Annotated in this window: 16 protein-coding genes; 5 read left to right on the top strand and 11 right to left on the bottom strand. The window is 58.2% G+C overall.

Translation table 11 applies throughout. The features are described from left to right. Window positions 1-4: 4 nt before the first annotated feature. Together EL26_RS04335 and serA are read left to right on the top strand one after the other, a co-directional pair. Window positions 5-1,171: a pyridoxal-phosphate-dependent aminotransferase family protein gene (locus EL26_RS04335; RefSeq protein WP_038084957.1), complete on the top strand. Its 1,167-nt coding sequence runs from the start codon at window positions 5-7 to the stop codon at window positions 1,169-1,171. Continuing rightward, the gene (gene serA, locus EL26_RS04330) at window positions 1,164-2,750 is read left to right on the top strand and encodes a phosphoglycerate dehydrogenase (RefSeq protein WP_038084955.1); all 1,587 of its coding nucleotides are present in this window, start codon (window positions 1,164-1,166) and stop codon (window positions 2,748-2,750) included. Before EL26_RS04335 ends, serA begins: the two co-directional genes overlap by 8 nt. A 122-nt stretch (window positions 2,751-2,872) precedes the next feature. Here serA and EL26_RS04325 read toward each other — a convergent pair whose 3' ends face one another. Both EL26_RS04325 and EL26_RS04320 read right to left on the bottom strand, forming a co-directional pair. Then, window positions 2,873-3,547 (bottom strand): MBL fold metallo-hydrolase, encoded by a 675-nt coding sequence (locus EL26_RS04325; RefSeq protein WP_038084953.1) that lies wholly within the window; start codon window positions 3,545-3,547, stop codon window positions 2,873-2,875. Between the two features lie 128 nt (window positions 3,548-3,675). Next, window positions 3,676-3,888 (bottom strand): helix-turn-helix domain-containing protein, encoded by a 213-nt coding sequence (locus EL26_RS04320; RefSeq protein ID WP_038084951.1) that lies wholly within the window; start codon window positions 3,886-3,888, stop codon window positions 3,676-3,678. Window positions 3,889-4,104: 216 nt separating this feature from the next. On the opposite strand from EL26_RS04320, the gene EL26_RS04315 reads away from it, so the two are divergent. Both EL26_RS04315 and EL26_RS04310 read left to right on the top strand, forming a co-directional pair. Continuing rightward, a complete protein-coding gene (locus EL26_RS04315) occupies window positions 4,105-5,430 on the top strand; it encodes a helix-turn-helix transcriptional regulator (RefSeq protein ID WP_038084949.1) in 1,326 nt (441 codons plus the stop codon). Window positions 5,431-5,444: 14 nt separating this feature from the next. Continuing rightward, the gene (locus tag EL26_RS04310; RefSeq protein WP_038084947.1) at window positions 5,445-5,690 is read left to right on the top strand and encodes a hypothetical protein; all 246 of its coding nucleotides are present in this window, start codon (window positions 5,445-5,447) and stop codon (window positions 5,688-5,690) included. A gap of 52 nt (window positions 5,691-5,742) precedes the next feature. Here EL26_RS04310 and EL26_RS04305 read toward each other — a convergent pair whose 3' ends face one another. The 7 genes from EL26_RS04305 to EL26_RS25790 form a co-directional block, all read right to left on the bottom strand. Next, on the bottom strand, window positions 5,743-6,555 hold the full coding sequence (locus EL26_RS04305; protein ID WP_038084945.1) for a histidinol-phosphatase HisJ family protein: 813 nt from the start codon (window positions 6,553-6,555) through the stop codon (window positions 5,743-5,745). Window positions 6,556-6,609: 54 nt separating this feature from the next. Then, window positions 6,610-7,386: a thiazole synthase gene (locus tag EL26_RS04300; RefSeq protein ID WP_038084943.1), complete on the bottom strand. Its 777-nt coding sequence runs from the start codon at window positions 7,384-7,386 to the stop codon at window positions 6,610-6,612. A 53-nt stretch (window positions 7,387-7,439) separates the two neighbouring features. Next, window positions 7,440-7,643 carry a sulfur carrier protein ThiS gene (thiS, locus tag EL26_RS04295; protein ID WP_038084941.1) on the bottom strand — a complete coding sequence of 68 codons (204 nt, stop codon included), beginning with the start codon at window positions 7,641-7,643 and terminating at the stop codon, window positions 7,440-7,442. Next, on the bottom strand, window positions 7,640-8,275 hold the full coding sequence (gene thiE, locus EL26_RS04290) for a thiamine phosphate synthase (RefSeq protein WP_038084939.1): 636 nt from the start codon (window positions 8,273-8,275) through the stop codon (window positions 7,640-7,642). Before thiE ends, thiS begins: the two co-directional genes overlap by 4 nt. Before the next feature lie 119 nt (window positions 8,276-8,394). Further along, window positions 8,395-8,883: a hypothetical protein gene (locus EL26_RS04285; RefSeq protein ID WP_038084936.1), complete on the bottom strand. Its 489-nt coding sequence runs from the start codon at window positions 8,881-8,883 to the stop codon at window positions 8,395-8,397. A 260-nt stretch (window positions 8,884-9,143) separates the two neighbouring features. Beyond that, window positions 9,144-9,575: a CoA-binding protein gene (locus EL26_RS04280; protein WP_038084934.1), complete on the bottom strand. Its 432-nt coding sequence runs from the start codon at window positions 9,573-9,575 to the stop codon at window positions 9,144-9,146. A gap of 66 nt (window positions 9,576-9,641) precedes the next feature. After that, window positions 9,642-9,806, bottom strand: a complete 165-nt coding sequence (locus tag EL26_RS25790; protein ID WP_162835156.1) for a hypothetical protein — start codon at window positions 9,804-9,806, stop codon at window positions 9,642-9,644. Window positions 9,807-9,906: 100 nt separating this feature from the next. On the opposite strand from EL26_RS25790, the gene EL26_RS23430 reads away from it, so the two are divergent. Continuing rightward, the gene (locus EL26_RS23430; RefSeq protein WP_052035980.1) at window positions 9,907-10,500 is read left to right on the top strand and encodes a YhcN/YlaJ family sporulation lipoprotein; all 594 of its coding nucleotides are present in this window, start codon (window positions 9,907-9,909) and stop codon (window positions 10,498-10,500) included. A gap of 113 nt (window positions 10,501-10,613) precedes the next feature. On the opposite strand, the gene EL26_RS04270 is transcribed toward EL26_RS23430, so the two are convergent. Together EL26_RS04270 and EL26_RS04265 are read right to left on the bottom strand one after the other, a co-directional pair. Next, window positions 10,614-12,371, bottom strand: a complete 1,758-nt coding sequence (locus EL26_RS04270) for an ATP-binding protein (protein WP_038084933.1) — start codon at window positions 12,369-12,371, stop codon at window positions 10,614-10,616. After that, on the bottom strand, window positions 12,368-13,090 hold the full coding sequence (locus EL26_RS04265; protein WP_038084931.1) for a response regulator transcription factor: 723 nt from the start codon (window positions 13,088-13,090) through the stop codon (window positions 12,368-12,370). Before EL26_RS04265 ends, EL26_RS04270 begins: the two co-directional genes overlap by 4 nt. Window positions 13,091-13,101: the final 11 nt, after the last annotated feature.

Below are 13,101 nucleotides of genomic sequence, written 5' to 3'. Positions count from 1 at the left end.
CCAGATGTTCAAAGAGCAGACGATCCTCCGAATTCCCGGCCCGACCCCCGTTCCCCCGCAAGTGGAGCGCGCAATGGCGCGTCCGATGGTCGGACACCGCAGCGGCGAGTTCTCCGCCCTGTTTGCCAAAACCGCCGAGCGCTTGAAGTATGTGTTCCAAACGGAGCAAGACGTGTTTATCCTCGCAGGTTCCGGCACGGCGGGTCTTGAATTGGCCGTCGCCAACACCGTGCAACAGGGCGATAAAGTTATCGTTTGCACGGCCGGCAATTTCGGCGACCGCTTTACGAAGATCTGCAAAAGCTACGGCGCCAACGTCGTGGAAGTAACCGCTCCGTGGGGCGAAGGCATCGACCCGCTGCAAGTCGCGGTCGCCCTCGCCGAAAATCCGGACGCCAAAGTTGTGTTCGCCACCCATTGCGAAACGTCGACCGGCGTTCTGCACGACATCCAAGGCATCGCCGAACAAGTCGGCAAAACGGACGCCATCCTCGTCGTCGACGCCGTCTCCTCGCTGGGCGCGGCGGAACTCCCGATGGACGCGTGGGGCCTTGACATCGTCGTGACCGGCTCGCAAAAAGCGCTGATGCTCCCGCCGGGCCTCTGCTTCCTCGCTGCCTCCCCGAAAGCTTGGAACCTCATTGAAAAAAATGAAGCGCCGCGCTTCTACTTCGATCTGCGCGCCTACCGCAAACAGCTCGCCGCCAACACCACGCCGTACACGCCGAGCGTTTCGCTGATCTACGGCCTCGCCGAAGTGCTCTCGCTGATCGAAGAAGCGGGCCTGCCTTCGATCTTCGCCCGCCACAAACAAATGCAAGAGATGACCCGCGCCGCGATCAAAGCGCTCGGCCTGCCGTTGTTCACCTCCGATGACGTCGCGTCCCCGACCGTCACGTCGATCGGCTCGAACGGCTACGACGTCGAAGTCGTCCGCAAACACCTCAAGAACGATTTCAACATCATCGTCGCCGGCGGCCAAGCACATCTCAAAGGCCAGATCTTCCGCATCGGCCACATGGGATACGCCACTCCGGTCGACATGCTGCAAGTGTTGTCGGCGCTGGAGATCGCGCTGGTCAAAGCGGGCGCGAACATCGAACTCGGCCGCGGCGTCCGCGCGGCACAAGAAGTCTATCTGCAGAAACAAGAGGTGACCGCCCATGTCTAAATTCCGCGTGCTCGTCAGCGACCCGATTTCGGAACAAGGCTTGCAAGCGCTGATCGACTCCCCGCTCGTCGATCTCGATCTGAAAACCGACCTCACCCCGGCTGAGCTGCGCGAGATCATCGGCGACTACGATGCGCTGCTTGTGCGCAGCCAAACGAAAGTCACCGCCGAACTTCTTGAAGCGGGCAAAAACCTCCGCGCCATCGGACGCGCGGGGGTGGGCGTCGACAACATCGACGTTCCGGCTGCCACCCGTCACGGCGTCGTCGTCATCAACGCGCCGGACGGCAACACGATCTCGACCTGCGAGCACACGTTCGCGATGATGATGGCGATGGCGCGCAAGATACCGCAAGCGCACATGAAGTTGAAAAACGGCACGTGGGACCGCAAGTCGTTTGTCGGCGTGGAACTGAATCACAAGACACTTGGCGTGCTGGGCTTTGGCCGTATCGGCTCGGAAGTGGCCAAACGCGCCAAAGCGTTCGGCATGGACGTGCTTGCGTACGACCCGTTCCTCACTCGCGAGCGCGCCGAAAGCCTCGGCGTGCGCATGTCGACCGTCGATGAGATCGTGGAAGGCTCCGACTTCATCACCGTGCACACCCCGCTGACCAAAGACACCAAGCACCTCTTGAGCCGTGACCAGTTCGCCCGCATGCGCGACGGCGTACGCATCCTCAACTGCGCGCGCGGCGGCATCATCGACGAAAAAGCGCTTGCCGAAGCGCTGGAGAACGGCAAAGTGGCGGCTGCGGCCCTTGACGTGTTTGAAGAAGAGCCGCCGGTCGGCAACCCGTTGATCGAGATGGACACCGTCGTCGTCACGCCGCACTTGGGCGCTTCGACGGAAGAAGCGCAAATCAACGTTGCCATCGACGTGGCGAAGGAACTCTTGAACATCTTGCAAGGACTGCCCTTCCGCAACGCCGTCAACTTGCCGTCGCTCTCCAACGACACCCTGCGCACGTTGGAGCCGTACCTCACCTTGGCGGAAAAACTCGGCACGCTCGCGGCGAACTTGGCGGTCGACAGCGTGCGCAAGATCGAGATCGGAATCTACGGCTCGCTTTCCGAACAGCAGACCGAGCCGCTGACCCGCTCCTTCCTCAAAGGCATGCTCTCGTACTACCACGGCGACGAAGTCAACTACGTCAACGCGCCGTTCTTGGCGGAGCAAAGCCAGATTCAACTGAAAGAAACGAAGGCGTCCCGCCATGACACGTACACCGAACTGCTCAAAGTCACCGTCGTCACCGAGAACACCACGATCACCGTCGCGGGCACGCACAAAGCGTCGCTTGGCTCCCGCATCGTGCAAATCGGCGAGTTCAAAGTCGACCTCGAACCGCAAGGCACGCTGCTGCTCGCCGAAAACCGCGACCAGCCGGGCATGATCGGCAAAGTCGGCACGATCCTCGGCGTCAACGGCGTGAACATCGACTCGATGAAAGTCGGGAAGCTGGAAAACGGCATCGCCCTCATGGTGCTCGCCGTCGACCGCGCCCCGGATGAAGAAACCCGCCGCAGCATCGAAGCGCTCGAAGGCATTTTCAGCGTGCGCGACGTGACGCTGTAGAGATCCTTATATTATAGAAGAGACTGTTTCCTCCCCCCTTCAAGTTGAGAGACATTCTCGACATACCGCTTCAAAAAAAGGACCTCTCCCGCACCCAACCGATGCGTGAGAGGTCTTTTTTTCTAAAAACGGATCATGCCGCCGCCGCCCTGCAGCAGATCGGTCAGGTCGTTCACCGCCCAGTTGTTTTTGCGCTCATGGCCGATCGTCGTCTCCGGGCCGTGACCGCAGAACACCACCGTCTCTTCCGGCAGCGTGTACAGCTGTTCGCGGATGCTCTTCACCAGCGCCGCCGTATCCCCGCCCGGCATATCGGTGCGCCCGATGCCGTTGTTGAACAGCGTGTCCCCCGCAAACACCATGCCGTCTGTCACATACACGACATGCCCCGGCGTATGGCCCGGCGTGAAGCGCACTTCAAACTCCGTGTCGCCGAGTTTCAACCGATCTCCCGCCGCGACAAACGCGTCGGCCGCCGGCCCCGTGATCGGCTCAAAATACTCCGGATACCGCCCCGACCCGTTTAACATCGGATCGGTCATCCAGTCCTTCTCGATCTCATGCACCAACACCGGCGCGCCCGTCGCCGCTTTCAACTCCCCGACGCCCGCGATGTGGTCCAAGTGCGCGTGCGTCAACCAGATGCCGATCACCTTGAGCCCTTGCTCCTCAATGGCGGACAGCAACGCGTCCGGGTCTTGGCCCGGGTCGATGACGACCGCTTCCTTGCTGGCTTCCTCCACCAGCAAGTAGCCGTTCGTCTGGAACATTCCCAACGCAAAAATTTGAACTTGCATGTACTGTACACTCCCTTTTTCAAACACTGTGTCAGCCCTACACTCATGATAACACAAATGGAAAAAGACACCGCCCCTGATGCAGTGCCTTCGCCCATTTTATCCCTTTTTCAATGCGATTCACGTGATTAGTAGCTCCAGACCCCGTACAAGTCGGCGACCGGCACTCCCAATGCCTGTGCAATACAATCGAGTTTCGTAGCATTCGCCCCACGCGTGCCCGACTCGATGGCATAGATGTAAGATTGCGAAACCCCAGCGCGGTCCGCCAATTCCTTGACCGACAGCCCCGTTTGTTTGCGCAGTTTCTTCAACTGCATCCCAATGGTTAAATCACTCATTGCGTACCCTCCTACCCCAGTAGAAAAGATCGATAAGCTATTTGATCTATACTTATTTTATAACATATTGTGTAGCGGCTTTGTGACATTTACTTTAATTAAAGTATCGTCGACATTTTTCGACAAATTTCTACTTTATTGATTTCAATACCTAGGATTGGATCGAAAATTCTGTTACAATATTTGTATCAAGCCATTTTTTCTGGGGGTAGCATTGTGCAAGCATGGAAACAACGTCAAGCCGTTCAAATTGGACGCAACATCCGAGACCGTCGCAAGGAGCTCGGGTTGACGCAGGGTGATCTGGCGAAGGAGCTGTTCTCCGTTCAATCGATTTCGCTGATCGAGCGCGGCAAATTGAAAGTATCGCCGGAAATCCTCTCGCGCTTGGCGGAGCGCTTGCAGTGCAGCGTGGACGATCTGTTGGTCATGCACGATCTTCAGGAAGATTGGCTGGATGAACTCCTCGAACTCGTCCTCCGCAGGAAATCGAACAACCAAATCCCGGAAGCCACCGAAGCTGCCCACACCCTCTATACGGAAGCGCTCGCTCGAAACGCCCACCGCTACCTCCTGGAAAGCACCTACCACCTCTGTCTGCTCTACAACGCAGGAGGCAAGTTCAACGTCTCCACCGAGTGGGGCCGCGAAACGCTGCGTCTGCACGCCGAAGACCCCGCGCATCTGCAACCGGACAGGGTCCTCGACGTCTACACCGCGATGGGCAACAACCACTACCGGCTCGGCCACGTCTGGGATTCGTACGATCTGCTGCGGGAAGCCGAACGGTTGATTGACGCGCAGCAGGACACCTCCGTACAAGCCGGACAATTGTATTACCACCTCGCCATCCTCAACCAATTGCTGCGCAAATGGGAGGGTTGCATCTGGTATTGCGAACGTTCGCTACCGATCTTTGAACTGCACGACATGGTGATCAACATCGGCCGGACGCAGATGATGCTCGGCAATGCCTACATGAACCAAGCCCGCTACGACAAAGCGCACTGGCACTTGGAGCGTTCGATTCGCATCTTGAGTCAGACGTCCGATGTCGGGTCACTGGGCCGCTGCTATCACAACTTGGGTGAACTGGAGGTTCGGATGGAGCAGTATGACAAAGCCCGCAAGTGCTATGTCCGCTCGATCAAACTCAAGCGCCAAGTCAAAGACCATGACGGTGTGCAAAACTCGATGCGGGCGTTGGCCAAAGTGCTGTTGCACGAAGGGAAGTTGGAGGAAGCGCGACACTACTTAGACGAAGCCCTGAAAGCGGCGCTAGAGAAGGACAATTCCTTGAATCTGGCACATACCTGGAGGCAGTTGGGCGACCTCGCGTTGGTAGAAGCCCGCACAGAGGAGTTTCTTTTCTACTACAACAAAGCCATCGAGCTGTATGAACGGTTGGGATGTTCCACGGAATTGGCGGAAACTGCGGAGAAGTTAGGAGAGTTTTATCTGGAAAAAGGCAGGGGGCCGTCTGCGATTCCCTACCTGCAAAAAGCGCTTCGCAATTATCGGAAGCTCTTACACCATTCTTGAGGAGGAATTTCCCAATGAAGAAAAAGTTCTGGGTCCTCGCGCTGATTGGGCTTTTCGTGACCGCCGCGGCTCCCTCCGCGGCGCCTGCCGACAACGAACCGCCGTACTGGACTCCATGCCCGACCTCGACTACGACTCCCACGACTCCCACGACGATCGATCCGACTGCGACCGACACCAACACCACCACGACGAACACAATGACAACGCCCACGGGCATCAAATGCCCGGAAATCCCACCCGCGACGACTATACATTAAGACCCATTCAAAAAAAAGGAGACGTCCGCGCGTGCGGATGTCTCCTTGATTTTTACGTAAGCGTCACGAAAGTGCGTTGGTGTTGAGAGAACGTGACGATCTGGTTGTAGCCGACACCTTGGATGTACTCGACGGCGCGGTCGTAATCCGCTCCGACATCTTCGGGGCGATGCGCGTCCGAGTTCAAGACGATCGGCACGCGCTCGGCGTAGCAAGCGCGCAGGAAGTTCGGCGCCGGATAGACTTTGTTCACCGGCTTCCGATAGCCGGCAGTCGAAACCTCGACCACCTGATCGTTCGCGGCAAACGACTTCGCCAGCCGCTCGTACCAATTTTGCAAAAACACCGCATCGTCCGGCTCGTGACCGTAGACTTTGATCACATCGGCATGACCGACAAAATCAAACATCTTGGATTCGGACAGCTGCAACAAGATCTCAAAGTACTGCTGGTACGCGTCCTTGACATCCCAGTTGTCCCACTCGGCAAGATACTGTGGAGTGTCAAAGCCGAAATCTCCAATCCAATGGATCGAGCCGATCACGTAGTCGAAGGGATAGCTCTTGATAAAATCCCGCATCTCCGCATCGCGGCCGGGGATGTAATCGAGCTCGAGACCGAACTTGACGTGAAGACCCGCCTTCTTGGCATCTTTGAACATCTGCATATAGTCGTCCAAATCTTCCGTCCGGCGCTCGTCGGTCCACGCGTTATGAAACAGCGAACGAGTTTGAGCAAATCGGTACCCGTGTTCCGAAATCCCCAGCTCGTCAACGCCCCGTTCTCGTGCAGTGCGGACGAAGTTCTCCAACCATTCCACCGTATACGGACCGCGTTCCGTATGAACGTGGTAATCAGTCCTCATCTCTCCCACTCACCTTTCCTCAGCCCACTCGGTTGCAATTCTCTCTGTATAGAACTACTCGATCATCATCTCCATCGGAGACGAAGCGTTCGCATAGCGTTTCTTGGCGATGCGACCCGCCAAGAAGCCCTTGCGGCCGGCTTCGATCGCCAACTTCATCGCTTCTGCCATCAGCACCGGGTTCTTCGCGCCCGCCACTGCGGTGTTCAACAGCACGGCGTCGGCGCCCAATTCCATCGCGGCCGCCACGTCCGCCGGAGAGCCGACGCCCGCGTCGACGATGACCGGCACTTGGGCTTCTTCAATGATAAACGACAGGTAGTGCGGGTTGAGCAACCCCAGCCCCGAACCGATCGGAGACGCGCCCGGCATGATCGCCGCCGCACCCGCTTCCACCAAGTGACGCGCCAAAATCGGGTCGTCCGAGGTGTACGGCAGCACGGTGAAACCTTCCTTGACGAGCATCTCAGTCGCTTTCAGCGTGCCGATCGGGTCCGGCAGCAGCGTGCGCATATCGCCGATGACTTCGACTTTGATCATGTCACACAAACCCGAAGCTTTGGCAAGGCGGGCGATGCGCACCGCTTCTTCGGCGGTTTGCGCGCCGGCGGTGTTCGGGAGCAGCGTGAATTTCTTCAGGTCGAGGCGCTCCAAGAAGTTCGGGTTGTCCGGGTTGTCGATGTTGAGACGTCGAATCGCAAACGTCAGAACTTCCGTTTCCGAAACGTCGACCGCTTGCTGTTGGATGTCGAGATCCGGGAATTTGCCGGTGCCAAGCAACAGACGGGATTTGAACGTATACGAGCCGATTTTGAGTTGATCTTCTGCCATGTGAGTCGACACTCCTTCTATGTACGGTAAAAAAGTGTGTTGCCCAAATGTATTTAACAGCCGCCTCCGACGAAATGGACGATTTCGATCTTGTCCCCTTCGGAGACAGCCGTTTCCGCATACATGTCGCGGGGGACGATGTTCAAGTTATGCTCAATGACGATGATGCGCTCGTTGAGACCGAAGTGCGACACCACGTCTGCGAGCGTGGCGGCGTTCTCCACGTCGCGCTCTTGACCGTTGATGATCAGCTTCACGCACGATTCCCCCTCTCTCTGTCCACGATCCCGCGGATTTCGCGGGCCGCTGCTTCCACGTCAGTTGCTCCGACCACCGCGGAAATCACCGCGACGGCGTTCGCCCCGTTGCGGATGATCTCCGCCGTATCGGCCGCCGTGATCCCGCCGATGGCGACGATCGGCACCTGCACCGCTTGGCGCACTGCCAGCACGCCGGACGGTCCGACAACCGGTTCTGTGTCGAGCTTGGTCTTCGTCGGCTTCATCGGGCCGAGTCCGATATAATCGGCTCCCGCGCGCTCGGCGGCAAGAGCTTCCTCGACGTTATGCGTGGAGATCCCGACGATCTTGCCGGGTCCAAGCATCTCACGCGCGACTTCGATCGGGAGGTCGTCTTGTCCGAGATGCACGCCGTCGGCGTCCACCGCGCGGGCGACATCGATGCGGTCGTTGATGATCAACCGCGCGCCCGCTTCCCGCGTCAAACGGCGCAACAGATGCCCCGCTTCCAACAACTCGCGCCCGCTGAAGTCCTTCTCGCGCAGTTGGATGCAATCCGCCCCGCCGCGAAGCGCTGCGGAGATGACTTCTTCCAACCCGCGTCCCTTGGAAAACGCGTGACCTGTAATCACATAGAGCCTTGAATCCATTGTACCCCAAGCCTCGCTTTTTGTCCGTCATGTCGCATACAAAAAACCGTCTCCGCAAGCCGGGAGACGGGTTTCTCTTCTCTTTCATCCTACCATAGCTCCCCAAACTCTGACAAGAATCAGTGCAGGGTGGGAAGCTCCTCCACCGTGAACCCGATCACTTGGTCGGCGAACAGGGTCAACTGCGGCAGGCGGAGGGGAGATTGTCCCACTTGGGCCACTTCCACGTCCTTAAGCGACAGAATCGGGGCGGTGTCGACGATCTCCAACTGCTTCTCTTCTTCTTCAAATCTGCGCAGCATCTCGCTGCGCAGGTGCGTGACCATCGAGGCGAGATCCGGTCTGTACGTCCCGTTCTCCTGCTTCTCAAACGACTCGGCATACGACGATTGAATCTCTTGCAGTTCGCCTGTGATGCGGCCGTACGCCGTCAAAACCGTCACGCGGGCCTGCCCGCCTTGCGCCTTCATGCGGGAGACGGCGGCGTCGAGCGCCTGCATCGTCACCCATTTCAGCGAGACGCGTTTCTCCATCGCTTTGGGCAAGGTGGAAGGGGGTTTCTTCGTCTTGCTCTCGTCTTGGCTTTGCTCTTGCTGTTGATTCGACATCGGGCGCAGCTCCTCTCACAAAAAAACGAACTGAACTTTGCCCTTAGTATGTCCCGATTATCGAGAGACAGCCGCCGCGACAGCGCTGTCCACTGGAATTTTCTTCGCAACAGCTCCGATGTAAACCAGTCCCAGCACACCGAATACACACAAAAACAACGCAATTTGTTTTTTCAAAAGCCAAAACACCTCCCCCGTTCATTGTACAGGGTTCTATCCGTTTGTAAAGGGTGCGTGCCGAGGTGTTTTTTGCCGCCGGCTTAGATTTTTTCTTTGCCGAGCAAGCGGGAGTGCTCGATCTTCAAGCACTTGTCCATCACGACGGTCATCCCCGCTTCTTGCGCTCGTTTCGCCGCCGCTTCGTCGACGATGTCCAGTTGCGCCCAGAGCACTTTGGCGTTGATTTTGATCGCTTGTTCCACGATCGCGGGCAGTTCATGGCTTCTGCGGAACACGTTGACGATGTCGACGTTGCCCGCTAAGTCGAGCAGGCTGTCGTGCGACTTGCGGCCGAGCACCGTGTCGACGTTCGGGTTGACCGGGATGATTTCATAGCCTTGCGATTGCAGGTACTCCGCCACTTCGTGCGACGGTTTGGTCACTTCTCCGGAAAGACCGACCACCGCGATGTCTTTGCTGCGCTTGAGGACGTTGACCAGTTCTTCGTCGGTCGGATTTTGGAAGTTTGACATCGAAAAAGCCTCCTTGGTTCGACAAATTTATATAATATTTAGAATTGTTTCACGTGAAAACACAATTTATTGGAGGTTTTTCACGCCGTACCGGCCTTTGTTGGTCTTGTAAATGCCGACAAAGGACGGACTTTGGTACCCGTTGCTCCACCAATCCTGCCGAAAGCGGTCGGCAAGGCAACCCGCTTGAAACTTCGTGTCGAATAATTTCCCATAGTACACCCAACTCATCTTGCGTCTGATCTCCTTTCACTTTGCTTCTACAGTCAAGAATTACCCGATATCGTTTCTTTCATGCTGGGTACACTACGGACAAGGAGGGATGCCGCCTATGAAAATCTCTCGTGTTCTCCCTGCAGCTCTGTCTCTCGCTCTCGCGTTGGGTCTGACAGGTTGCTCGCAAAAACTGATTCCGCAAGCTCTGCAAAAGGACACGCAAAACCAGCGCACGTCGGAAGGCGTGCAAGACTCGACCGCCTCCCGCACGACGCCGGCGGAGCAGAATCCGAACAAAGCGCAAGTTGCGGAGACCCGCAAGCCGGACTATTCTCTGCGCGGGCCCAAGATCGCCAACTACAACACGATGCAGAACCAGACGCTCACGCAGCAAGCCAATGAGATTTCCAATGTCGTCACGCGCATTCCCGGCGTGGAACGCGCGGCGGTGCTGTTGACGGGCAAAACCGCCCTGGTCGGCATCGACCTCGCCGACAACATCACGGGTTCAAAGATCGACACGATCAAGTACTCCGTCAAGGAAGCGGCCGAGCGCACCGGCCCCGGTTACCGGGCGATCGTCTCGTCCGACATCGACACGATCACGCGCACTCGTCAGCTGATCAACAGCGCCCGGGCAGGCAAACCGATCACGGGAGTCACCGATGAGATCGCCGACATCGTCTCGCGCTTGCTTCCGGAAATGTAAAAAAAGCGGTGTCCCCATATCGGGACACCGCTTTTTTCTGCTCGCGGCATCTCCGTCGGGACACCGCTTGTTGGGTGCGGCATGTCCGGCGAGGGGTTCCGCTGGTTTTCTATCTAGGCGTTGTAGCGCGGCAGCAGCACGTTGAACGTGGTGCCGACGCCGACTTCGCTTTCCACGACGATGTCGCCGTGGTGGCTTTTGACGATGTTGTGCGTGATCGCAAGGCCGAGACCCGTCCCGCCCTTGCTGCGGGTGCGGGCTTTGTCGACTTTGTAGAAGCGCTCGAAGATAAACGGCACATCCTCCGGCGGGATGCCCTCCCCCGTGTCGCGCACGGCGACGCGGATCAAGCTGTCGTCCGCCGTCAGCTCAAGCGTCAGTTGCCCTCCCGCCGGCGTGTGGCGGAACGCGTTGTCCACGAGGTTCGTGAACACCTGCTCCAACCGATCCGGGTCGCCGTACACTTCCATCGGCAGTTTCGATTCGTCGATGTGCAACGAAAGCTTCACGCCGCGCTCGTGCGAGACGGTGGCGAACTTGCGGCCGACGCGGCGGATCAAGTTCGCCATGTCCAACTCCTCGCCCGACATCTGGAACTGCCCGGACTCCAACTGCGCCAGATCGAGCAAGTCGTTGACGAGACGGCGCATGCGGTGCGTCTCGTCGAGGATGATCTGCGTAAGCTCTTGCCGCTGCTCCGGATCATCGCCGAATTCGTCGAGCAACGCTTCCGAGTACCCCTGCATCATCGCCAGCGGCGTGCGCAGTTCATGTGAAACGTTGGCGATAAAGTCCTTGCGCATTTTGTCGATCGTGCGCTCCTCCGTGACGTCGCGCAAGACGGCGACGACGCCGCGCAGGGTGTCGCCGTCCCGTTCGTAGAGCGGCGCCATCGTGACGAGCAGCACGCGGCCTTGCCAGTGCAGTTCGTCCAGCAAGACTTGGCGGTTTTTCATGACCGACTTTTCAAAATCGTACAAGTCCTGCGGCAAGGACTTGCCGGAGGGGTCGCCCGTCTCGACCAGCCACTGCGTGCGGATCATCCGGCGGGCTTGCGGATTGGCCAGCGTAATCACGCCGTTCAGATCCGCCGAGATGACGCCGTCGCTCATCGACGTGATGATCGACGCGAGCTGTTCTTTCTCCCGTTCGAGGTCGTCGATGTTCTCTTCCAGCTTGTACGCCAGCGTGTTCAGCGACTGCCCGAGCAAACCGACCTCGTCTTGCGTGACGACTTGAACTTTGCCCCGGAAGTCGCCCTCCATCATCTGCTTGGCGACTTTGTTCATCTGAAGCAGCGGGTTGGAGAGGTTCTTGGAGACGACAAACGCAAGTCCGGTCGCGAGCACCACGCCAAGCCCCGCCGAGAAGAACAGCAGTTCACGCAGTTTTCCGACCGCTTGCGCCGCATGGATCGGCTGGACGACGAACAGCAGGCCGACGATTTGCTTGTTGACCAGCATCGGCTGCAACACCCAGAACGAGTCCTCCGATTTGTTGAGCTTCGGCTCCCAGGTCGGTGATTTGCCGCGTTGGATCACCGCCTCGCCGGAGACGAGCATTTTCAGCTCCTCCGGCTTCAGGCGGGCGATGACGTTGTCGCTCGACGGCGGGTCGATCTCCAGCGGTTGTTCGGCGTTCTCTTCCACCGCCAACTCGTTGATGATCAGCCGCGCTTCCGTGCGCGAGTAGCCGGGGTTGGTGAGGACTTCCGCCATGTGCGCCATGCGTCCGTCCAAGCGGGACTCTTCCGTTTTTAGAAAATAGTTGTCGAACAGCTGCTCCAAAAACACGGAGAGCAAGAGGATCACCACGATAAAAAGCGAGATGATCGTCAGCCACAGCTTGGCGACGACGCTGTTGCGAATCACTCCGACACCTCGAATTTATAGCCGACGCCCCAGACGGTGACGATCATCGAAGCGGCGCGCTCCGACGCTTTGCCAAGCTTCTCGCGCAGGCGCTTGATGTGCGTGTCGACCGTGCGCTGGTCGCCGTAGAACTGGTAGTTCCAGACGTCGCGCAGCAATTCTTCGCGGGAGAACACTTTCTCCGGACGCTGTGCCAAGTAGCAGAGCAGCTCGTATTCCTTCGGGGTAAGCGACACTTCTTCGCCTTCGCAGACGACGCGGCGCGAGTCCATGTTGATCGTGAGGCCGCGGAACGTCAGCACGCTGGACATCGAGGACGGCGTTTCTTTTTCCCCGACTTGGGTTGCCATCGAGCGCTTGAGCAACGCTTTGACGCGCATGACGAGTTCGCGCGGAGAGAACGGTTTGACCACATAGTCGTCCGCGCCCAACTCAAACCCGTGGATGCGGTTCATCTCGTCGCCCGATGCGGTCAGCATGATGATCGGCACATCCTTGCCCTGTTGGCGAAGTTGCGCGCAGATGTCGCGTCCGTCGAGGCTTGGCAGCATGAGGTCGAGGATGATCAGGTCGTAGTGGTTCTCAAGCGCCAAGTCGAGCGCGACTTGCCCGTCCTCCGCTTCTTCCACGTCGAGCGCGTTGCGCTCCAAGTACATCCGCACGAGGCGGCGGATGCGGTCTTCGTCGTCCACGATCAAGATCTTCGGATTTTGTTCCATACAGTCACACG

The organism is Tumebacillus flagellatus (assembly GCF_000714935.1).
GTDB lineage: Bacteria > Bacillota > Bacilli > Tumebacillales > Tumebacillaceae > Tumebacillus > Tumebacillus flagellatus.
The sequence above is the reverse complement of the archived record's forward strand: the minus strand, read 5'-3'. Positions and strand labels throughout refer to the sequence as shown.

Coding starts and splice junctions, on each gene's coding strand:
- EL26_RS04335 (WP_038084957.1), top strand. CDS start 5: ATGTTCAAAGAGCAGACGATCCTCCGAATTCCCGGCCCGACCCCCGTT.
- serA (WP_038084955.1), top strand. CDS start 1,164: ATGTCTAAATTCCGCGTGCTCGTCAGCGACCCGATTTCGGAACAAGGC.
- EL26_RS04325 (WP_038084953.1), bottom strand. CDS start 3,547: ATGCAAGTTCAAATTTTTGCGTTGGGAATGTTCCAGACGAACGGCTAC.
- EL26_RS04320 (WP_038084951.1), bottom strand. CDS start 3,888: ATGAGTGATTTAACCATTGGGATGCAGTTGAAGAAACTGCGCAAACAA.
- EL26_RS04310 (WP_038084947.1), top strand. CDS start 5,445: ATGAAGAAAAAGTTCTGGGTCCTCGCGCTGATTGGGCTTTTCGTGACC.
- EL26_RS04305 (WP_038084945.1), bottom strand. CDS start 6,555: ATGAGGACTGATTACCACGTTCATACGGAACGCGGTCCGTATACGGTG.
- EL26_RS04300 (WP_038084943.1), bottom strand. CDS start 7,386: ATGGCAGAAGATCAACTCAAAATCGGCTCGTATACGTTCAAATCCCGT.
- thiE (WP_038084939.1), bottom strand. CDS start 8,275: ATGGATTCAAGGCTCTATGTGATTACAGGTCACGCGTTTTCCAAGGGA.
- EL26_RS04285 (WP_038084936.1), bottom strand. CDS start 8,883: ATGTCGAATCAACAGCAAGAGCAAAGCCAAGACGAGAGCAAGACGAAG.
- EL26_RS04280 (WP_038084934.1), bottom strand. CDS start 9,575: ATGTCAAACTTCCAAAATCCGACCGACGAAGAACTGGTCAACGTCCTC.
- EL26_RS25790 (WP_162835156.1), bottom strand. CDS start 9,806: ATGAGTTGGGTGTACTATGGGAAATTATTCGACACGAAGTTTCAAGCG.
- EL26_RS23430 (WP_052035980.1), top strand. CDS start 9,907: ATGAAAATCTCTCGTGTTCTCCCTGCAGCTCTGTCTCTCGCTCTCGCG.
- EL26_RS04265 (WP_038084931.1), bottom strand. CDS start 13,090: ATGGAACAAAATCCGAAGATCTTGATCGTGGACGACGAAGACCGCATC.